The organism is Microbacterium sp. T2.11-28, assembly GCF_950097975.1.
GTDB lineage: Bacteria > Actinomycetota > Actinomycetes > Actinomycetales > Microbacteriaceae > Microbacterium.
Genome location: NZ_CATNHF010000030.1, coordinates 154,875 through 175,345, shown reverse-complemented (window position 1 = coordinate 175,345; position 20,471 = coordinate 154,875). Strand labels below are relative to the sequence as shown.

18 protein-coding genes are annotated in these 20,471 nt (G+C 73.5%); 8 read left to right on the top strand and 10 right to left on the bottom strand.

The features are described 5' to 3' along the window. A partial coding sequence (locus QQZ13_RS14660) for an SbcC/MukB-like Walker B domain-containing protein (RefSeq protein ID WP_284530165.1) occupies positions 1-974 on the top strand: 974 nt, incomplete at its 5' end. Positions 975-985: 11 nt separating this feature from the next. Here the strand turns inward: QQZ13_RS14660 and QQZ13_RS14655 are convergent. Both QQZ13_RS14655 and QQZ13_RS14650 read right to left on the bottom strand, forming a co-directional pair. After that, a complete protein-coding gene (locus tag QQZ13_RS14655; RefSeq protein ID WP_284530164.1) occupies positions 986-1,645 on the bottom strand; it encodes a response regulator transcription factor in 660 nt (219 codons plus the stop codon). Beyond that, the gene (locus tag QQZ13_RS14650; protein WP_284530162.1) at positions 1,645-3,171 is read right to left on the bottom strand and encodes a cell wall metabolism sensor histidine kinase WalK; all 1,527 of its coding nucleotides are present in this window, start codon (positions 3,169-3,171) and stop codon (positions 1,645-1,647) included. Before QQZ13_RS14650 ends, QQZ13_RS14655 begins: the two co-directional genes overlap by 1 nt. An 89-nt stretch (positions 3,172-3,260) precedes the next feature. On the opposite strand from QQZ13_RS14650, the gene QQZ13_RS14645 reads away from it, so the two are divergent. Both QQZ13_RS14645 and QQZ13_RS14640 read left to right on the top strand, forming a co-directional pair. Beyond that, positions 3,261-4,484: a phosphotransferase gene (locus QQZ13_RS14645; protein WP_284530161.1), complete on the top strand. Its 1,224-nt coding sequence runs from the start codon at positions 3,261-3,263 to the stop codon at positions 4,482-4,484. A gap of 85 nt (positions 4,485-4,569) precedes the next feature. Further along, the gene (locus tag QQZ13_RS14640; protein WP_284530159.1) at positions 4,570-5,037 is read left to right on the top strand and encodes a hypothetical protein; all 468 of its coding nucleotides are present in this window, start codon (positions 4,570-4,572) and stop codon (positions 5,035-5,037) included. Positions 5,038-5,101: 64 nt separating this feature from the next. Here QQZ13_RS14640 and QQZ13_RS14635 read toward each other — a convergent pair whose 3' ends face one another. Further along, on the bottom strand, positions 5,102-6,067 hold the full coding sequence (locus QQZ13_RS14635; protein WP_284530158.1) for a hypothetical protein: 966 nt from the start codon (positions 6,065-6,067) through the stop codon (positions 5,102-5,104). Positions 6,068-6,169: 102 nt separating this feature from the next. After that, on the bottom strand, positions 6,170-7,651 hold the full coding sequence (locus QQZ13_RS14630) for an NAD(P)/FAD-dependent oxidoreductase (protein WP_284530157.1): 1,482 nt from the start codon (positions 7,649-7,651) through the stop codon (positions 6,170-6,172). 180 nt (positions 7,652-7,831) lie between these two features. On the opposite strand from QQZ13_RS14630, the gene QQZ13_RS14625 reads away from it, so the two are divergent. After that, positions 7,832-8,419: a hypothetical protein gene (locus QQZ13_RS14625; protein WP_284530156.1), complete on the top strand. Its 588-nt coding sequence runs from the start codon at positions 7,832-7,834 to the stop codon at positions 8,417-8,419. Positions 8,420-8,427: 8 nt separating this feature from the next. On the opposite strand, the gene QQZ13_RS14620 is transcribed toward QQZ13_RS14625, so the two are convergent. Next, a complete protein-coding gene (locus QQZ13_RS14620; protein WP_284530154.1) occupies positions 8,428-10,530 on the bottom strand; it encodes an NAD(+) synthase in 2,103 nt (700 codons plus the stop codon). Positions 10,531-10,647: 117 nt separating this feature from the next. On the opposite strand from QQZ13_RS14620, the gene QQZ13_RS14615 reads away from it, so the two are divergent. Together QQZ13_RS14615 and QQZ13_RS14610 are read left to right on the top strand one after the other, a co-directional pair. After that, on the top strand, positions 10,648-14,238 hold the full coding sequence (locus tag QQZ13_RS14615) for a bifunctional RecB family nuclease/DEAD/DEAH box helicase (RefSeq protein ID WP_284530153.1): 3,591 nt from the start codon (positions 10,648-10,650) through the stop codon (positions 14,236-14,238). 43 nt (positions 14,239-14,281) lie between these two features. Continuing rightward, a complete protein-coding gene (locus tag QQZ13_RS14610; RefSeq protein WP_284530152.1) occupies positions 14,282-14,590 on the top strand; it encodes a DUF3467 domain-containing protein in 309 nt (102 codons plus the stop codon). Positions 14,591-14,635: 45 nt separating this feature from the next. On the opposite strand, the gene upp is transcribed toward QQZ13_RS14610, so the two are convergent. Next, complete coding sequence (gene upp / locus QQZ13_RS14605) at positions 14,636-15,268, bottom strand: uracil phosphoribosyltransferase (RefSeq protein WP_284530151.1); 633 nt, start codon at positions 15,266-15,268, stop codon at positions 14,636-14,638. 80 nt (positions 15,269-15,348) lie between these two features. Here upp and QQZ13_RS14600 point away from each other — a divergent pair, with 80 nt between their 5' ends. After that, entirely contained in the window at positions 15,349-15,786 is a 438-nt protein-coding gene (locus QQZ13_RS14600; RefSeq protein WP_284530174.1) for a nucleoside deaminase, read from the top strand. Between the two features lie 11 nt (positions 15,787-15,797). Here QQZ13_RS14600 and QQZ13_RS14595 read toward each other — a convergent pair whose 3' ends face one another. Then, on the bottom strand, positions 15,798-16,115 hold the full coding sequence (locus QQZ13_RS14595) for a hypothetical protein (protein ID WP_284530150.1): 318 nt from the start codon (positions 16,113-16,115) through the stop codon (positions 15,798-15,800). An 86-nt stretch (positions 16,116-16,201) separates the two neighbouring features. Then, positions 16,202-17,314, bottom strand: a complete 1,113-nt coding sequence (locus QQZ13_RS14590; RefSeq protein ID WP_284530149.1) for an alpha/beta fold hydrolase — start codon at positions 17,312-17,314, stop codon at positions 16,202-16,204. Between the two features lie 186 nt (positions 17,315-17,500). Between QQZ13_RS14590 and proC the strand changes: the two genes are divergently transcribed. Beyond that, complete coding sequence (proC, locus tag QQZ13_RS14585; RefSeq protein ID WP_284530148.1) at positions 17,501-18,337, top strand: pyrroline-5-carboxylate reductase; 837 nt, start codon at positions 17,501-17,503, stop codon at positions 18,335-18,337. A gap of 13 nt (positions 18,338-18,350) precedes the next feature. On the opposite strand, the gene QQZ13_RS14580 is transcribed toward proC, so the two are convergent. Together QQZ13_RS14580 and QQZ13_RS14575 are read right to left on the bottom strand one after the other, a co-directional pair. After that, positions 18,351-19,022, bottom strand: coding sequence for a TrkA family potassium uptake protein (locus QQZ13_RS14580; RefSeq protein WP_284530147.1), 672 nt, complete (start codon positions 19,020-19,022; stop codon positions 18,351-18,353). Continuing rightward, positions 19,015-20,445, bottom strand: a complete 1,431-nt coding sequence (locus QQZ13_RS14575; protein WP_284530146.1) for a TrkH family potassium uptake protein — start codon at positions 20,443-20,445, stop codon at positions 19,015-19,017. Before QQZ13_RS14575 ends, QQZ13_RS14580 begins: the two co-directional genes overlap by 8 nt. Positions 20,446-20,471: the final 26 nt, after the last annotated feature.

The following is a 20,471-nucleotide window of genomic DNA, read 5'->3' as shown; positions in this document are numbered from 1 at the left end:
GACGCGCCCGCCGCGACCTCGCGCGCGAGCGCCGCCGCACCCTGGAGGAGCTCGCCGAGCGCGACCGGGCCGCCGCTGCCGCCGCCGCCGATCGCGACGCGCGGATCGCGGCGTCCGACTTCGCCGACCTCGCCGCGGTCGCCGCAGCACTGCTCGACTCCGCCGAGCAGGAGGCGATCGACGAGCGCGTCGTCGCGCACGGGCAGGCGCTGGGCGCGGTCCGTGCGCGCCTGCTGGAGCTGGAGCTGGCCACGGTCGACGCGCCCGAGGCGGATCTCGACGCCGCCCGCGCGGCACGGGAGGTGGCGGCGTCGTCGCACGCCGCGGCCATCGCCGCCGAGACCGACGCCCGCGCCGCCGCCGATCGGCTGCGCGATCTGCTCCAGCGCGTCGACGACGCGTACGCCGCCGTCGTCGCCGTCGCCGACGACGCCGCGGTCATCACCCGGCTGGCGGACTCGGTCGCCGGCCGCGCCCCCAACACGATGAAGATGGACCTCGAGACCTTCGTCCTCGCCGCCGAGCTGGAGGAGATCGTCGCCGCGGCCAACCTGCGCCTCACCGAGATGTCGTCGGGGCGCTACACCCTGCGCCACTCCGACGCGAAGGCGTCGCACGGTCGCGCGTCGGGACTGGGGATCGACGTGCTCGACGCCCACACCGGTCGCCTGCGCTCACCGCAGTCGCTGTCGGGAGGGGAGACCTTCCTCGCATCGCTCGCCCTCGCGCTGGGCCTTGCGGAGGTCGTCACCAACCGGGCCGGCGGCCTGCGGCTCGACACCCTCTTCGTCGACGAGGGATTCGGCTCGCTCGACCCGGAGACCCTCGACCTGGCGATGCGCACGCTCGACGAGCTGCGCGCCGGCGGGCGGACCGTCGGCGTCATCAGCCACGTCGAGGCCATGAAGGAGCAGCTTCCCGCGCAGGTCGTCGTCGAGACGACCCCCGATGGGCCCAGCACGATCCGCCAGTAGCCCGGCGGCCCTCAGACCAGGCGGTATCCCGCGCCGCGCACCGTCTCGATGCGGTCGGACCCGAGCTTCTGCCGCAGGTACCCGACGTACACGTCGGCGACGTTGGACCCGGGGTCGAAGTCGTACCCCCACACCCGGCTCAGCAGCTGCTCCCGGCTGAGCACCTGGCCGGCGTTGCGCACGAACTCCTCGGCCAGGGCGAACTCCCGCGACGAGAGCTCGACCCGTCGCCCGTCCAGCCGCGCCTCGCGGGTGCGCACGTCGAGGGTGAGGTCGCGATGCGACAGCGCGGCGAGGCTGCCGGTGTCGTCGTCGCGGCGCATGCGCAGGCGGATGCGGGCCAGCAGCTCGTCGAAGCGGAACGGCTTGCCGAGGTAGTCGTCGGCGCCCCCCTCGAGGCCGGCGACCGTGTCGTGGAGCTCGACGCGTGCCGTGAGGATGATCACCGGCATCCGCGATCCGCCGCCGCGCAGATGCTCGAGGACCGCGAACCCGTCCATGCCGGGGAGGTTCACGTCGAGGACCATGAGGTCGAACTCGTCGGACTGCGCGAGCTCCAGCGCGAGCGGTCCGGCGGCCGCCACCCGGGTGGCGAAGCCCGCCGAGCGCAGACCCTTCTCGATGAAGCCCGAGATCCGCGCCTCGTCCTCGGCGATGAGGATGGATGCCATCAGGCGCCTCCGCCCGTCGTCGTCAGCGTGGTCGGTCGCGGCTCGGGCAGCGGCGGCAGCGGGGGCCGCGGCGGGATGACGAGGTCATCGGGCTGCGGGGTCTCGGCGAGCGGCAGCGAGATCACGAACAGCGCCCCACCGCACGGGGCGTCGTCGACGCGGACCGAGCCGCCGTGCGCACGGGCGATGACCTGCACGATGTTCAGCCCCAGCCCGCTGCCGGCGTGCGCCGTGCTGCCGCGGTGGAACCTGTCGAAGACGACCGCCTTGTCGGCGTCGGGGACGCCGGGGCCGTGGTCGCGAACCCACAGCTCGAGGGTGTCGTCCACCACCCGGCTGCCGATCTCGATGCGGCCGCCGCCGTGGGTGACGCCGTTCTGCGAGAGCTGCAGCATCGCCTGGGTGATCCGGCCCGGATCCACCCGCGCGACGACGTCGGCGATGGGGCCGGCGTCGACCTCGGCTCCCTCGATGCCCTGTGCCTTGCGCACGATCTGCTGCACGAGCTCGCCCGCGTCGACCCGCGCGGTCGTCACAGGAGAGGGCCCGTGGAGCGCGGCCGCGGCGGACAGGTCCTGCACGAGGCGGTCCATCCGCTCGAGCTCGTCGATCGCGAGCGCCTGCGTCTCGCGCACGTCGTCGGGGTCGTCGGCGTCCATCACCTCGAGGTTGCCGCGCACGATGGTGATCGGGGTCTTCAGCTCGTGGCCCACGTCGCTGAGCAGCTGCCGCTGCGAGTCGAGCGCGCCGTCGAGACGGTCCAGCATGTCGTTCATCGTGCTGGCGAGCTCCGACACGTCGTCGCGCCCCTGCACCGGGAGGCGCTCGCCGAGGGACTGGGCCGAGACCCGCTCGGCGGTCTCGCGCATGCGCCGCAGCGGTCGCAGCAGGCGGGTGGAGACGATCGTCGCGACCACGGCGATGACGAGGAGCGCGATCCCCGCCGCCACGAGATAGGCCTGCGCGGTGCCGTTGATCTCACCGAGCTCGGCGGAGACGTCGTAGGCCATCGTGAAGATGACCTCTGCTCCGGTCGCGGCGTCTCCTCCCACCACCGCGATGGGGGCCGCGAGGTAGCGCCAGACGACGCCCTCTTCGGCGTACGTGCCGATCACGGGGTCGGCGCCGGTGACCTCGGATGAGACGTGGGCGACGAAGCCCGGAGCGCTGGTGAGATCGAGATCGAGGTCGACGCCCGAGCGCAGCACCGCCCGGCCGTCGACGATGCCGAGCGCTCCCGTGTTGTCGTCGGGGCTCATGCGCTGCACGACCGCGCGCAGCGCCTCGTCGGCGGAGGGCCACGTGCCGGTGTCGTCGGGACCTTCACCCACGATGAACCGGGCCGAGTCGAGGTTGTCCTGCAGCCGGTCCTCGATGGCCTCCAGCGACACCGCCCGCTCGACGAGGTACACCGTCGCGCCCACCGAGATCAGCCCGATCGCCGCGACGAGCGTGATGACCGCGACGATGCGGGTGCGCACCGACATGCGCAGGCGCCGGTCGGGTGCGGGGGGCGGAGTGCTCACGCCTCCAGTATCGCGAGCGCGCGGGGTGCCCGTGCGACCCTAAGAGATGTCTCATCCCGTTCTTCCCGCTCCCGTGCTGGAATCGGGGGATGGATGCCACGGCCGCCGCCCCCGTCCCGGCGACCGCCGGTGACGAGGCGACCCTCCTGGCGGAGGCGCTCGATGTGCCCGTCTCGGCCGTCCGGGTCTTCTCCCGCGAGCCTCTCGGCGCGGGGTCGGTGACGGGGGTGACCCTCGCCCCCGAGGCCGCCTCCGCGCAGGGGTTCCCCTCCGACAGCGTCGCGTATCTCGACACCTCGCTGCTGCCGGTGGTGCGGGAGACCGGTCTCGCGCTCGACGGCGTGGCCCGCGTCTGGCTGCACCCCGCCGACCCGCATCTTCCCGCGCTGGCGCCCGCGGCGTTCGGCGACGCCGCCGCGGTGCTCCTGTCGCGTCTCGGGATCGCGGCGACCGACACCCCTGAGCTCGTCGGCTACCGTCCCGGCCGACGTGCGGTGCTCCGCGTGCCGACGGAGGGCGGGTCGTCCTGGGTGAAGGTCGTCCGGCCCAGCCGGATCGAGCGCGTCGTCACCGCCCACGACGCCCTGCGGGCCGGCGGGCTCCCCGTTCCGGCGGTGCGGGGCTGGTCCCCGGAGGGACTGCTCGTGCTCGACGCCGCCACGGGCGCACCGGCGACCGAGGCCACGTGGCGTCCCGCGCACCTCCTCGACGCCGTCGACGACCTGCGCCGCCGACTGACGGGCATCCCCCTCGCCTGGCCGGCGCGCACCTCGCTCGCCCAGCGCCTGCCCTGGTACCTGTCCCGGCTGGAGCTTCTCCTCCCCGACGCGGAGCGGCTGCGCGGGATCGGCGCGCGCATCGCGCAGTCCCTCGCCTCGGCCCCGGCCCCGCCGGCGACGATCCACGGCGACCTCCACATCGGGCAGCTCTTCCTCGTGGACGGCGCCGTGAGCGGTCTCATCGACGTCGACACCGCGGGCCGCGGCGAGCCCGGCGAGGACACGGCCGCCTTCCTCGGGCACGCGGTCGCGAGCGCGCTGCTGACGGAGCGTCGCGGCGGCCAGGACGGCCCGGGCGGCGACCACCCCGGCGACGGTTCAGCGGCGGTCCGCGCGCTCGCCGGGCTCGCCTTCGAGCGCTGGGGCGCCGACGCGCGGACGCGGGCGCTCACCGCCGTGCATCTGCTCGGTCACGCCCTCGGCGCCGCGTCGGCCGGGGACCCCGGGCGTGCGGCGCAGCTGATCGACGGGGCCGAGCGGGCGGCGGCTCCCGACCATAAGAGCCCTCTCATGCCCGGCTTCGAGGCGCCTTAGCGGCGGGCGACACAGTGGATGTCATGCGATCAGGCGATCGCATTCCCCCGGCACCGGGTCGAGGGACACCAGAGGAGGACTCGATATGAAGAAGAAGTGGATCGCCTACGGTGTGACCGGTGCGGTCGGACTCGGCCTGGTGGCCGGCGGCGCGACGGCGATGGCCTCGGCGATGGACCTGCGCACGACGGACGGCACCGTCGTCCCCGGCGGCGCGATCACCGGCAAGAACGGCTCGGTCCTCGACCGCGCAGCGGTGACGCTGAGCGTCAGCGACACGTCGGTGACGGTCGTCTCGGCCGCGACCCCCACCGCGGTCACCCCCGCGACCCCCGCCACGGCGCCGACCGCGCCGAGCCCCACCACGTCGCCGTCGCCGGTCACCTCGCCCTCGCCGGTGACCCCTGCCTCGCCCGTCACTCCGGCCTCGCCCGCCACGCCCGCCTCGCCGGTGACCCCGGCCTCGCCGGTGTCGGTGGCCTCGCCCGTGACGCCCGCGTCGCCGGTGACCCCCGCCTCGCCGGCCTCGGTGGCCTCGGCGCCGTCGAACTGACCCCCCGCAGAGCACGATGCCCCCGGAGCGATCCGGGGGCATCGTGCTGTCTGCGAGGCGGTGACTACTCCTGCAGGTGCTTGCTGGCGGCGTCGTAGATCGCGTCGACGAACCGGCCGGCCGTGTCGTCGTCGAAGGTGCCGCCGGTGGTGAGGGACTCGATCATCTGATCGCGTCCGTCCTCGCCGAGCAGCAGCATGCTCTGGCCCGCGGCGATGAGAGCGTCGTCGGGGAACATCTGGTTCACGAGATCCTCGGTGACCGACGGCTCCACCTCCTGGAAGACGGCGAGCATCGCCGGGCGCGCCTCGGCGAGGAAGGCGGCCTCGTCGTACTCGCCCGCGACCTCCTCGCCGCCGTCGGTGCCGTCCTCGGACGGGGCGGTGCTGATGCTCGGGGCCGGTGCCGGCGACTCCGCGGAACCGTCGGAGGAGGTGGTGAGGAACGCGGTGAACGCGATGCTCGTGAACAGGGCGATCGCCCAGAGCCCGCCGCCGAGCACCGAGAGCACGAGCGCGATGACGCCCACCGGCTTGCCGCCGTGCTTGCGGCCGGCGAGCGCGACGATCGACAGCACGAAGGCGACCAGCAGCAGGAGGCCGCCGACGATCACCGAGATGAGTCCGACCCACGGCACCGGCAGGAAGCCGACGCAGGCGAGGATCGCGCCGAGCACGGCGAGTCCGAGCGAGATCCAGGCCAGGGTCTTGGGACGCGTGTCGGTGCCGGCGGGCGGCGTCGCGGCGGCGTAGGCGGGCTGCCCGTAGGGCACCTCGGGAGCCGGGGCGTACGCGGGCGTCGCGGGCTGGCCGTCGACCGGGGCCGGCGGGACCGGCGCGGCGCCGGCCGGGACGCTCTCCGGGGCCGGGACGCGCTCGGTGGGCGTGTCGGGGGACGCGGGAAGGTCGGGGTACGCGGCCGTGGGCGCGTCGGAGGACGCGGGTGCGTCAGGCGACGCGGGTGCGTCGGGGGACGCGGGGACGGGCTCGCGCGTCTCGTCGGAGCCGGCGGGGTCGGTGGGGGTGGACATGGCACTCCTCGTCGTCGGTAGCCCTCCGCGGTGCGGCGGCGGACCTCCCCAGACTAGGGGACCCGGACGAGGCGGCCCAGACCGGGCGGGGCAGGTCGCCGTTCACGCCTCGGGCGCGTCGCCCCCGGGGAACAGGTCGCTCAGCCCAGGTCGCCCGCCGCCGGCATCCCCGATGGCGGTGCGCGCCGCGTGCCAGCCGGCCATGCCGTTGACGCTCGGCCCGGGCGGCGTCGCGGACGACGCGAGATACACCCCGCGCACCGGCGTCCGCCACGGGGTGCCCGAGACCACGGGGCGACGCAGCAGGTTCCGGACGGTCAGCGCTCCGCCCAGCCCGTCGCCGCCGATCGCGGCGGGGTTCTGCACGGCGAGCCGGGCGGCGGAGGTCGAACGGATCGCGAGCATGCGGTCCCGCACGCCCGGCGCGAAGCGCTCCAGCTGATCCAGCACGGCCTCCGTCGGATCGAGGTCGCTGCCGGCGGGCACATGCACGTACGCCCACAGCACCGCCGCCCCCGCCGGGGCACGGGTGTCGTCGACGACCGAGGGCTGGGTCAGGAGGACGTAGGGTCGCGACGGCATCCGCCCGGACAGCACCTGGGACTCCGCGGTGCGGATCTCGTGTGCGGAGCCTCCGACGTGGACGGTCGGCACCGCGGCCAGCGCCTCGTCGCGCCACGGGATCGGACCGTCCAGCGCCGCGTCGACCTTCGCCACGCCCGGCCCGTAGCGGAAGCGGCGCACGGCGCGCAGGTAGCGCGGCGGCACATCGGGCAGCGTCTCGATGAGCCTCGGCGATCCCGCGAGGAACAGCAGGTCGCCGCGGCGCGGATCGCCGACGTCGAGCGCGGCGAGATCGTCCACACGGACGCCGCACTCGACGGATCCGCCGTGGGCGGCGAGGTCTGCCAGCAGCGCGTCGGTGATGGCCTGGGCGCCGCCCCGGGGGAGCGGCCACCCGTGCGGCGCGTGCGCGTGGGCGGCCAGCAGCGCCCCCGCCCCGGCGCCGGCGAGCGACGGCATGCGCGAGGGAGCGTGCGCGGCGACGCCGGCCCACAGCGCCCGCCCGGCCTCGGTGCGCAGCAGGGCGTTCGCCGACGGGGTGCCCAGGCCCGCGGCCCGGGCACCGAAGCGCGCCAGTGCCAGCGGATGGCGCGGCACCCGCAGGAGGGTGTCGCTCGTGACCTCGACCACGTCGGCGAGGTGATCGCGCACGGGCTCGAACAGGCGGCGCCACCGCGGTCCGTCCGCGCCGAGACCGTCGGCGGTGCGCTCGAGGCTGCGCCACGCGATCGCCGCCGGCGCGTCGTCGAGGGGATGCCCGAACGAGGCCTCCGGCACGATCCACTCGACGCGGTCGGCGATCCCGAAGGCCCGGAACCAGGGGGAGGCGAGCGTGGCCGGATGGACGGCCGAGGCCACGTCGTGACGGAAGCCGGGAAGGGTGAGCTCGGCCGATCGGGCTCCGCCGCCGGGCGCGTCGGCCGCTTCGAGCACGCGCACCGCGTAGCCGGCGCGGGCGAGGGTGACCGCGGCGACGAGCCCGTGAGGGCCGCTGCCGACGACCGTCGCTCGACGCTGCATATGCTCCATCCTGCCTTGCGAGCCCGGAAGGCGGCAGTCGTGGTCGCCTCGGCATCCACGTGCCGACATCTGCTGCCGTCCGATCGTGCGGGTGGGGCGGGTTTCTCACGACGGAGGGGATGGTCGGCCGAGCCGCCGGTGAGCCAAGATGGAGACGTCGACGCACGGCGAGGGAGAGACATGTCTCTGAACACGGTTCCGCTGGACACCCCCACGGGGATCTCGGCACGGCTCGGGTGGGATCCCGGAACGACCGTGCACGACCGCCGCCGTCTCATCGCCAAGGAGCTCATCGCCGCCAAGCTCGGCTGCGCCACGACGGACGTCAGGATCGAGCGCGAGGCGCCCCGGGGCTTCGGCTACCACACCCGCCTCATCGCCTCCCGCGACGGGGCGGAGCTGCCCATCGCGATCGTGACGGCGAGCTATCGCGCCGCCACGGCGGTGGCCATCTGCGACCCCGGCCTGCCGGTCGGCATCGACATCCGCGACCTCAACCCGGAGCGGGCCGACATCAAGCAGATGCAGAAGCACTCGCGGCTGTTCGACGAGAACAACATCCCCGACCTCCTCCAGCACTGGACGCGCGTGCAGGCGGTGCTCGAGGCCGACGGCCGCGGCGTCCGCGTGGCTCCCGAGCACGTGCGCCTGGACGCCGGACGCCTCAAGGGGTGGATCCCCGACCGGAACATGAAGTACGCGCTCGTGGACGCCTCGCGCGACGGCTGGGTGATCACGATCGCGTCCGGCATCCTCCCCGCCGGCTGAGGCCGCGCCTAGGCGCCCGGCGCGCCCGCCCCCGCGTCGGCGAGCCCCGCGTCGGCGAGCGCCGCGTCGAGATCGGCGAGCCAGACCGCGGCATTGCCGTCGGACGGCGCACGCCAGTCGCCGCGGGGCGACAGCGAGCCCGCCGCCGTCACCTTGGGGCCGTTCGGGATCGCGGAGCGCTTGAACTGGGCGAACCCGAAGTACCGGCTCAGGAACACCCGCAGCCACCGCGCCACCGTGTCGAGGTCGTACGCGTAGCGCTCCTCCGCCGGGAAGCCGGGGGGCCACGCGCCGGACTCGGCGTCGGCCCAGGCGCGCTCGGCGAGGAACGCGATCTTCGACGGCCGGAAGCCGTAGCGGAGCACGTGGAAGAGCGCGAAGTCGTGGAGCGCGTAGGGGCCGATGGTGTCCTCGGTGGACTGGACCTTGCCGTCCTGACCCGCCGGCACGAGCTCGGGGCTGATCTCGGTGTCGAGCACCGACTGCAGCACCCGCTTGGCCTCGTCGCTGAGCGAGGTGCCCGTCTCGTCGTCGGCGGAGTGGGCGATCACCCAGCGGATGAGGTGCTGGATGAGCGTCTTCGGGACTCCGGCGTTGACGGCGTAGTGGCTCATGTGGTCGCCGACGCCGTAGGTCGCCCACCCCAGGGCGAGCTCCGAGAGGTCGGAGGTGCCGACCACGAACCCCCCGTGCTGGTTGGCGAGCCGGAACAGGAAATCGGTGCGGGCGCCGGCCTGCACGTTCTCGAACGTGACGTCGTAGACGGGCTCGCCGCCCGCGAACGGGTGTCCGATCCCCTTCAGGATCTCGGTGGCCATCGGGCGGATGTCGATCGTCTCGATGCGGGCGCCGATCGCCTCGGCCAGCGCGATCGCATTGGACTTCGTGTGGTCGCTCGTGGCGAAGCCGGGCATCGTGTACGCGAGGATGTCGCTGCGGGGGCGCCCCATGCGGTCCATCGCGCGGGCGACGACCAGGAGCGCGTGCGTCGAGTCGAGTCCTCCCGAGACGCCGATGACGGGACGCGGCGAGCCGATGGCGCGCATGCGCTGCTCGAGCCCGGAGACCTGGATGTTGAAGGCCTCGTAGCAGTCGAGGTCCAGGCGCGCCGGGTCGTCGGGCACGAAGGGGAACCGATCGACCGGGCGGCGGAGGCCGATGTCGGACGCCGGCGGGTCGACGGCGAAGGCGATCCGCTGCCCGCCCGTCCACCGCTCGACGCGGTTGTCGTCGAACGTGCCCTGGCGCAGGCGGTCCTGGCGCAGGCGGTCGAGGTCGACGTCGGCGACGGCGCGGCGCGGTCCGTCGGGGAAGCGCTCGGTCTCGGCGAGCAGCGTGCCGCCCTCGTAGACCATGGTCTGGCCGTCCCACGACACGTCGTTGGTCGACTCGCCCTGCCCGGCGGCGGCATAGACGTAGGCGGCCAGGCACCGGAGGGACTGCGACTGCGCGAGGATGCGGCGGTCCTCGGCGCGCGCGATCGTGATGGGGCTGCCGGAGAGGTTCAGGAGCACCGTCGCGCCGGCCAGCGCGGCGGAGGAGGACGGCGGGATCGGCACCCAGAAGTCCTCGCACACCTCGGCGTGGACCACGAGGCCCGGGACGTCGGTCGCCTCGAAGAGCAGGTCGGTGCCGACGGGGACCTCGGCGCCGGCGAGGGTGACGGTGTCGGGTGCGTCGGTACCCTGGGCGTACCAGCGGTGCTCGTAGAACTCGCGGTAGGTCGGCAGGTACGACTTCGGGGCGACGCCGAGCACCCGGCCGCGGTGGATCGCGACGGCGCAGTTGTAGAGGCGCGAGCCGATCCGCAGCGGAGCGCCGATCACCAGCAGCGGGCGGAGCCCGGTCGAGGCCGCGACGATCCGGTCGACGGCGGCCAGCACGGCGTCGAGGACGGCGTCCTGCAGGACGAGGTCGTCGATCGCGTAGCCGGTGAGGCACAGCTCGGGGAAGACGGCCACCGCCACCGCGTCGTCGTGGCACTCCTGTGCGGCGGCCAGCACCGCGTCGGCGTTGGCGACGGGGTCGGCGATCGCGACGGGGATGGTGCAGGCGGCCACGCGCGCGTAGCCGTGGCGGTAGGCGCTCTCGAACGGCAGGGACTGGCTCACGGGACCAGTCTGGCATCCGCGGTGCGACAGGGCACGGGAGCAGCCGGGTTCCGCACGCCTCGAGCGCTCGCCGCCGGTGTCGGGGACCGCCGTTAGGGTCGGAGACGGAAGGGTGACATGCGATACATCGAAGACGAGGGCCGGATCGTCTGGAGCGCGAGCGACCTCAAGGCCGCCGCGGAGTGCGAGTTCGCGTGGCTGCGCGCGATCGACGCGAAGCTCGGACGGGTCGCCGCCGTCGACGACCCCGAGGACGCCACCCTCGAGCGCGCGGGTCGCCTCGGCACGCAGCACGAGCTGCGGGTGCTCGACGAGTACCGCGCCGCGTTCCCGGGTCGCGTCGTCGAGATCGCCGCGGCGCGGTCGTCGGATGCCGGGGCGCTGGCATCGGCGGTGGCGCGGACGATCGAGGCGCTCGCCGATCCCGACGCGGCCGTCGTCTACCAGGCGGCCTTCGCCACCGACGAGTTCGTCGGGTTCGCCGACTTCCTCGTGCGCGACACGACGCTGCCGGGCGCCCCGTGGCTGGTCCAGGACACCAAGCTCGCCCGGCACGCCCGCGTCACCGCGCTCATGCAGCTGGCGGCCTACGTCGACCAGCTCGACCGGCTCGGCGTGCCGCGCTCGGGGCGCGTCGAGCTGCTCCTCGGCGACGGATCGATCTCCGCGCACGAGGTGCGCGACCTGCTGCCCGTCTTCTCGCTCCGCCGGGCGCGCCTGCGCGCGCTGATCGCCGACCGCGACCTGGCCGCGGGGGCGGCCGGCGCGCCTATCGCCTGGGGCGACGACCGCGGCGCGCTGCGGGTCGTCGCGTGCGGCCGCTGCGCCACGTGCGACCTCGACGTCGTCGCCCAGCGCGACCTCCTGCTCGTGGCAGGCATCCGTCCGGTGCAGCGCGACCGCCTGCGCGCCGTCGGCATCCGTACGATCGACGACCTCGCGGCGGCCGTCGAGGCCCCGCCCCGCATGTCGGGCGACACCTTCGCCAACCTCCGCACGCAGGCGCGGCTGCAGCTGACGAGTCCCGCCGGCGGGGTCGAGGCCACGCCCGCGGCGCCCGCCGACGCCGCGTCGCCGCCCGCGACACCGCAGCCGCCGGTCCCGACGTTCGAGGTGGTGTTCCCGAAGGCGCTGGGCGCGCTTCCCCGACCCGACCACGGCGATCTCTTCTTCGACTTCGAAGGCGACCCGCTGTACACCGAGACGCCCGCTCCCGGAGCGGCGGCGCAGTGGGGGATCGACTACCTCTTCGGCTGGGTCGACACGGCCAGCCGCTACACCCCGCTGTGGGCGCACACGTTCGCCGAGGAGAAGGCCGCCCTCCAGGACTTCCTGGCGTTCGTGGAGCTGCGGCGGCGCGCGCATCCGGGCATGCACATCTACCACTACGCGCCGTACGAGCCCACGCACCTGCTGGCGATGGCCGCGCGGCACGGCGTGGGCGAAGGGGCGGTCGACCGGCTCCTGCGCGAAGGGGTCTTCGTCGACCTCTACCCGATCGTGCGGCGGGCCCTGCGGGTGGGGTCGCGCTCCTACTCGATCAAGAAGCTCGAGCCGCTCTACATGGGAGCCGATGTCCGCACGAGCGACGTGCAGCGCGGCGACGACTCGATCGTCCGCTACGTGGAGGCGCGCGCCTACGCCGACGCCGGTCAGGACGACGCCGCCGCGGCGGTCCTGGACGACCTCGCCGACTACAACCGCTACGACTGCGTCTCCACCCTGAAGCTGCGCGACTGGCTCGTCGACCGGGCGCGCGAGGCGAACCTGCGGCCCTCGATCGATGCGGAGGCCGCGGAGTTCGCGTACGAGCCGTCGCCCCGCGCCGAGGCGCTCTCGCGCCTGGCGGCAGCCGTCCCCGACAGCGGCGTCTCGACCGCCGGCGACGAGGCTGTGGCCGTGGGCGAGGCGCTGCGGCTCGGGGCGGCCGCGATCGACTACTACCCGCGCGAGGTCAAGACCTTCTGGGCGACCCACTTCCTGCGCCTGCGCGAACCGGTCTCGGTGTGGGAGGACACCCGCGACGTCATGGTCGTCGACGCGGACCGCTGCCGGGTGGTGACCGACTGGCACCTGCCCGAGGGCGCGCGCGTCCAGCGACGCGTGGTCGAGCTGCGCGGCGAGCTCGCGCCGGGCACGCGCCTGAGTGTCGACGGCTCGCCGTTCGCCGTCTACGAGATCCCCGCCCCGTTCCCGGTGGAGACCAACCCCCGCTGGATCCACGCCGCGCGCACCGTGAAGGTGGTGGAGGTGCTCGAGGACGGCGCGGTCGTCGAGGAGACGTCGGTGCAGGGCATGACCTGGCGCGATCTTCCGGTCGCCCTCACCCCCGCCGCCCCGCCGCAGGCGGGCAGTCAGCAGGCGGCGATCGACGAGTGGGCCGATGCGGTGCTCGCCGCCGCGGCGGGCGAGGTGCCCGCCCTTCCGCCCGATCCGGCCGGCGACCTGCTCCTGCGCCGGGCGCCGCGCACCCGCACGGGTGCGCTCGCGCGCGGCCGGGGCTCCGACGTCGCCGACATCACCGCGTCCCTGCTCGACCTCGACCGCAGCTACCTGGCTGTCCAGGGACCGCCCGGAACGGGCAAGACCTACGTGGGGTCCCACGTCGTGGCGGCGCTCGTGCGCGACCACGGGTTCCGGGTGGGAGTGGTGGCGCAGTCGCACGCGGTGGTCGAGAACATGCTCGACCGCATCGTCGAGGCGGGCGTGCCGCGTGCCCAGGTCGCGAAGGCTCCCAAGTCCTCGCCGGCCGCGGGCGACGGCGACGGCGGCACATCGTTCACGCCCATCGCCAAGAACGCGATGGCCGCGTACATCGGCGAGCAGCAGGGCGGGTTCGTGGTCGGCGGGACCGCCTGGGACTTCAGTCACACGGGGCGGGTCGCGCGCCGCGGCCTCGACCTGCTCGTCATCGACGAAGCGGGGCAGTTCTCGCTCGCGTCCACGATCGCGGTGACGGCGTCGGCGTCGCGGGTGCTGCTCCTCGGCGACCCGCAGCAGCTCCCGCAGGTGAGCCAGGGGACGCATCCCGAGCCGGTCGACACGTCGGCGCTCGGCTGGATCATGGACGGGGCGCCGGTGATCGCCGCCGACCGCGGCTACTTCCTCGCGCAGTCCCGGCGCATGCGCCCCGAGGTGGCGGCGCCGGTCTCGCAGCTGTCGTACGCGGGCAAGCTCGAGGCCCATCCCGACACGGCGGGCCGGCGCATCGACGGCGTGCCTGCCGGAGTGGTCACCGTGCCGCTCGGCCACACCGGCAATGCCACGCAGTCGCCCGAGGAGGCCGAGCGCGTCGTCCAGATCGTCCGCGACCTCGTCGGGCGGGAGTGGACGGCTGCCGAGGGAGCTCCGCCGCGTCCGCTGCGCGCCGACGACCTGATCGTCGTCACGCCGTACAACGCCCAGCAGCTCCTCGTCGAGGAGGCGCTCGTCGCTGCCGGATTCGGCGATGTGCCGGTCGGAACGGTGGACCGGTTCCAGGGGCAGGAGGCCGCGGTGGCGATCGTCTCGCTGGCGGCCTCGTCGGGGCGCGACGCCCCCCGCGGCCTGGAGTTCCTGCTGCTGCAGAACCGCCTGAACGTCGCGGTCTCGCGCGCGATGCACACCGCCTTCGTCGTCTACGGCACCGGACTCCTCGACGATCTGCCCCGCACGCCCGACGGCGTCTCGCGTCTGAGCGCCTTCGCGCGACTGGTCGGCGCGGCCTGACGGCGGCCACCTGGCGGATGCCACGGTTCCGTAGACTCGGCGCATGACCGACGAGGCGCCCCGCCAGTTCGAGATCGAGATGCCGCCCGAGGCGGTGACCGGCAGCTACGCGGACTTCGCGAACGTGTGGCACACGTCCGACGTGTTCGTCATGGACTTCGTCTCGCTCGTGCGCCCGCCGCACGAGGCGACCGATGCCGACGGCACGACCGTGACCGTCGTGCCGGGCCGTGTCGTGCAGCGCGTGCGGATCCCCCCGGAGCAGGTGTTCGAGCTCGCCAAGGCGCTCACGCAGCAGCTGGAGTTCTGGGAGCGCGAGAACGGCCGCCGCACCGGCGACGCTCCGTCCTGATCCCGCGAGCCCGTGCCGCGGTCGCTCAGACGGTGCCGCGGTCGCTCAGACGGTGCCGTAGAGGCGGTCGCCGGCGTCGCCGAGACCGGGCACGATGTAGCCCTTCTCGTTGAGGCGCTCATCGAGGGCACCGAGCACGAGGGTGACGTCGCGGTCCCCGACCTGCTTCTCGATCGCCGCGACGCCCTCGGGGGCGCCGAGGATGCAGATCGCCGTGACGTCCTGCGCGCCGCGCGCGAAGAGGAAGTCGATCGCTGCGCCGAGCGAGCCGCCGGTGGCGAGCATGGGGTCGAGCACGAAGCACTGACGGTCGCTGAGGTCGGCGGGGAGGCGCTCCGCGTAGGTGACCGGCTGGAACGTCTCCTCATCGCGCGCCATGCCCAGGAAGCCGACCTCGGCGGTCGGCAGCAGCTTCACCATGCCGTCCAGCATGCCCAGGCCCGCGCGGAGGATGGGGACGACGAGAGGCCGCGGCTCGCTGATCCGCACACCGGTGGTCGAGGTCACCGGGGTCTGGATGTCGACGTCCTCGACGCGCACGCTGCGGGTCGCCTCGTAGGCGAGCAGGGTGACCAGCTCCTCCGTCAGCTGCCGGAACACGGGCGACGGGGTGCGCTGGTCGCGCAGGACGGTCAGCTTGTGGGTGATGAGAGGGTGGTCGGCCACGTGCACACGCATGATCACAGGCTACCCGGGCGTACGCTGGGCGCGTGAGCATGCCCGCCCGTCTGCCCCCTCGGGAGACCGACCTCGCCGCGATGGCGCGGGCCAGGGAGCTCGCCGCCGAGGCCGCCGCGCACGGCGACATCCCCGTGGGCGCGGTGGTGACCGACGTGTCCGGGACCATCCTGGGCGAGGGTCGCAACCTCCGCGAGCTCACCCACGATCCCCTCGCGCACGCCGAGGTGGTGGCACTGCGTGCGGCGGCGGAGACCCTCGGGTCGTGGAACCTCGAGCACTGCACGCTGGTGGTCACCCTCGAGCCGTGCCTGATGTGCGCCGGCGCGATCTCGCAGGCGCGCGTGGGCCGGGTCGTCTTCGGGGCGTGGGACGACAAGGCGGGGGCGGCGGGATCGCTCTACGACGTGCTCCGGGACCGCCGTCTGCCGCACCGCTCCGAGGTCGTCGGGGGAGTGGAGGCCGAGGAGGCGGCGGCGCTGCTGCGCGCGTTCTTCCTCGCGCGCCGCGACCCCTGAACCGCGGCCGGTCAGTCGCTCGAGGAGAGGACGATCGTCTCGGTGGCGGGACGGCTCTCGCGGGACGGCAGCCCGATCCGCGGCTCGACGGCGATGCGTTCGGCGCCCGGGACGAGCTCGTGCACGCGCTCCTCGATCTCGCGGAGCACCAGCGCGACCTCGCCGAAGAGCAGGTCGGGCGGGAACGAGACGCTCACGAGCACCACGGCGAGCCCGTCGGCGGTCCACCGGGTGGTCACGTCGAGGATGCGGTGGGTCTCGGTCTCCTCGCACAGCACCTCGGCGACAGCATCTCGGATAGCGGGGGCATCGAGGACGGCGACGGTCATGCCGTCGAGCGTAGGGCGCGCGACGGATCGTCGGACGCCGTTCGAGCCGTGGCAAATCGCCGGGCGCGGCGACGGGGCGATCGGCGTCAGTCGGAGGAGCTCAGGATGATCGCCTCGGTCGGCGGCGCCGGGAAGGCGGGCTGGCCGATGTAGCCGATGACGGCCAGCAGGGCCTGCCGCACGGCTCCCGGGCGCTCGAGGTGGGGGGCGTGACCGACGCCCTCGAGCTCCAGCTCGGCGACCTCGCCGCCGGCCGCGCGGTACGCGTCGAGGACGTCGCGCGTCTGGGACACCATCTCCTGGGCGGGCGCGATCTCCTCGCCGGGCCATCCCGGGATGATGCCGAGCGCGCCGAGGTGGTTGAGGTCGTAGAACGACGTGTCGGAGACGATCGCGTCGGCCGTGCCGTGCACCCAGAGGATCGGGGGCTTGACGGGGAGGTCGACGATGCCCGAGGTGTCGAAGTAGCGGGGCGCCATGGTGTTGAGCACCCCGGTGGTCCCCGCCGCGAATCCGGGCCAGTTCTCGCTCGCGACGCCGTCGCCGGGATAGTTCCCCTCGGCGGTGGAGGTGGTGAGCATCGACTCCACCCACAGGTCCTCGTTGACCCCGTCGTAGTCGGCCGACACGTAGCCGGAGCGGAACACGCTGCGCGGCGAGGTCGGCGCCTCGTCGGTGGTGTCGTGGTCGGCGAGCCGCTGCACGAAGTCCGGGTTGGCGCCGCCGCCCCCGACGCCGGCGTCGTCGTCGGTCAGCCGCGACCCGTCACGGCGGGTGCCGCCGAAGCCGTAGGGCGAGACGGGGGCCTGCAGCGTCAGCGACAGCACGGGGTGGTCGAGGGCGTACTGCATGACGACGCCGCCGCCCATGGACCAGCCCACGAGGTGCGCGGTGGGGATGCCGAGGGCGGACAGGGCCGCGTGGACGTCGTCGCTGAAGTCGCGCACTCCGCGCGTCGCGTCGACCGGTGCGTGCTCGCTCGTGCCGAAGCCGCGCAGATCGATCGCGATGACGCGGAGGTCGGCCGGCAGGTCCTGCATGAACTCCTGCCAGAACAGGCTGGACGACACGTTGCCGTGGATCAGCACGACGGTCCGCTCGGCGGGCGTGGCCGCGTCGTCGCCCTCGCGCTCGAGGATCCCGACCGCCAGCCGGTCGGTGTCGATCACGCGGGAGATGATGCCGTCGAGGAGTGTCATGACCAGGTCCTTCGCAGTCGCGACGGGGCGCCCACGCCGCCGTCGGTTCCGACTATAGCCCGCGGTCCGCCGCCGCGAACGGTGCTCTCAGGGACCTCTCACGACCCCCTCGCGACCTCCTGATCCGCCGCCCGTCGTTCACGTGACCGCCGCCCGCGCGGCGCCGCCGGATGAGAGGATGGCGGGATGGCTGATCACTCTCTCCCCGCGGTCGCGATCCTCGGTGCCGGCTCGATGGGCGGTGCGATCCTGCAGGGTCTGGTCCGCTCCGGCGCGGCGCCCTCGGTGACCGTCACCAACCGCACCGCCGCCCGCGCCGCCGGCGTCGGCGACCTTCCCGGCGTGACGAGCCTGGCGCTGGAGACCACCCCCGACGCGAACACGGTCGCGGCGGCCTCCGCCGACATCGTCCTCATCGGGGTGAAGCCCCTCATGGTGCCCGACCTGCTCCGGGAGATCGCGCCGGTGCTGCGCCCGGGCACGGTGCTGGTGAGCCTCGCCGCCGGGGTCACGATCTCCACCTTCGAGTCGATCGTCGGAGAGGGCATCCCGGTGATCCGGTCGATGCCGAACACGCCCGCCGTCGTCGGCAAGGCGGTCACCGGCCTCGCGGCCGGGCCGTCGGCGTCGGCGGACGACCTCGCCGTCGTGCGCCGGCTCTTCGAGACCTGCGGCGTGGTCATCGAGGTGGCCGAGGACGGCATCGACGCGCTCTCGACCATCTCCGGCTCCGGCCCCGCCTACGTGTTCCTGCTGATCGAGGAGCTCACCGAGGCGGCCAGGGGCAAGGGCTTCTCCGAGGCCGATGCGCGCCTCATGGCCGAGCAGACCTTCATCGGCGCCGCCGCGCTGCTCGACGCGACCGGCGAGGACCCCGCGGAGCTGCGTCGCCGGGTGACCAGCCCGAAGGGGACGACCGAGCGCGCGATCGCCGTGCTCCAGGGAGCCAACCTGGCGGGACTGTTCGCCGAGGCGACCGACGCCGCCCTCGCGCGCGCCCGCGAGCTCGCCGCCGGGTCCTGACGCGGGTCCTCGGCTAGCGGTCCAGGGCCGCGAAGCGCTCGATGTCGGAGTTGGTGCCGGAGACGATGATGAGGTCGTGGTTGGTGACGACCGTGTTCGCCTCGGCGTAGCGGAACGGCTTGCCGGGGCTCTTCACGCCGACCACCGTGACGTTGTACTTGGTCCGCACCCCGGACTCGTTGAGACCGACGCCGCGGATGAACTTGGGCGGATACATCTTGGCCAGCACGAAGTCGTCGTCGAAGCGGATGAAGTCCAGCATGCGCCCGCTCACCAGGTGCGCGACCCGCTCGCCGGCCTCCCGCTCGGGATAGATGACGTGGTTGGCGCCGACGCGGGCGAGGATCTTGCCGTGGGACTGCGAGACCGCCTTCGCCCAGATCTGCGGCACCTTGAGGTCGACGAGATTCGCGGTGATGAGCACCGAGGCCTCGATCGAGGATCCCGTGGCGACGATCGCGACCTGGAAGTCCTGCGCGCCGATCTGCTTCAGCGCCTCGATGTTGCGGCCGTCGGCCTGCACGGCGTGCGTGACCCGCTCGGACCACTTCTGCACGAGCTCGAGGTTCGCGTCGATGGCGAGCACCTCGCGGTCGAGCCGGTCCAGCTCGCCCGCGCAGGCGGCGCCGAAGCGGCCGAGGCCGATGACGAGCACCGGCGCATCATTGCGGATCTGTTCAACCAACGATCGGCCTTTCCACGGGCAGCGAGTAGTGCTGCGATCGGCTGGTCGCGGCCACGGCCGCGGCGAGGGTCACTGTACCAACGCGACCCATGAACATGGTGGCCGCCAGCACGTAGGAGGCGGAGTCGGGGAGTTCGGCGGTCAGCCCCGTCGACAGGCCCACGGTGGCGAAGCCGGAGATGACGTCGAACAGCACGAACTCCACGGGCGCCTTCGTCAGCTGCGCGATGGTGATCGTCGACACGGCGACGATCGTGGCTCCCCACGCGACGACCGACAGGGCCACGCGCTGCACGTCGCTGGGGATGCGGCGACCGAAGGCCTCGACGCTCTGGCGTCCCTTCGCCTCCGAGAAGACGGCGAGGGCCAGGACGGCCAGGGTCGTCACCTTGATGCCGCCGGCCGTCGACGCCGACCCGCCGCCGACGAACATGAGCATCGATCCGACCACGAGCGACGAGCCGTTGAGCTCGCTGATGTCGATCACCGAGAAGCCGCCCGAGCGCGTCATGGCGGACAGGAAGAGCGCCTGGAAGGTGGTGTCCCACGCGTCCATCGATCCGAACGTCTCCGGGTTCTCGTACTCGAGCAGCAGGAAGACGCCCGCCCCGGCGAAGAACAGGACCACCGTCGTGATCAGGGTGAGCTTGGTGTGCAGCGACCAGCGGCGCACGTGCCACTGGTGCCGCCACAGCGTGAAGATGACGGGGAACCCGATCGACCCGAGGAACACGCCCGCCATGAGCACCGTCAGCAGGAAGTAGTCCTGGGCGAACGGGGTGAGGCCCTCGGCGTTGGGGGCGAAGCCGGTGTTGGTGAACGACATGGCGGCGTAGTACGGCGCCTCCCACAGAGCCGTCAGCGGGTCGACGCCGTTGATGAGCAGGGCGGGGTAGAGGAGGACGGCCAGCGCCGCCTCGATGATGAGGGTCGACAGCGCGACGGTCGACAGCAGCTGGCCGACCTCGCCGAGCCGCACGGTCTGCCCCTCGTTGACCGGTCCGCCGTGGGCGCGCATGGGGTTCGAGTCGCCGGCCGCGATCAGCTTGGCGCGCAGTCCCAGGCGCTTGGAGATGACGAGGCCGAGGATCGAGGCCAGGGTCAGCACGCCGAGCGCGCCGACGTTGACGCCGATGAACACGAAGACGTGCCCGAGCGGAGACCAATGGGTGCCCATGTCCACGGTGGCGAGACCGGTGACGCAGATCGTCGAGACGGCCGTGAACAGCGCATCCGCAAGCGGCGTCGGCCGGCCGTCGGCGGCGGCCGCGGGCAGTGAGAACAGCGCGGTGAACAGCAGGATGAGCGAGCTGAACACCAGCACGGCGAACCGCGAGGGCGACGAGGTGGTGAGATCCCGCAGGCCCTGCCACCTGCGTCGCAGGCGGCGCAGCGCGCGTACGACGACGGTCTCGCCCGCCATGTCGCGCCCCTCTCGCCGAAAGAATC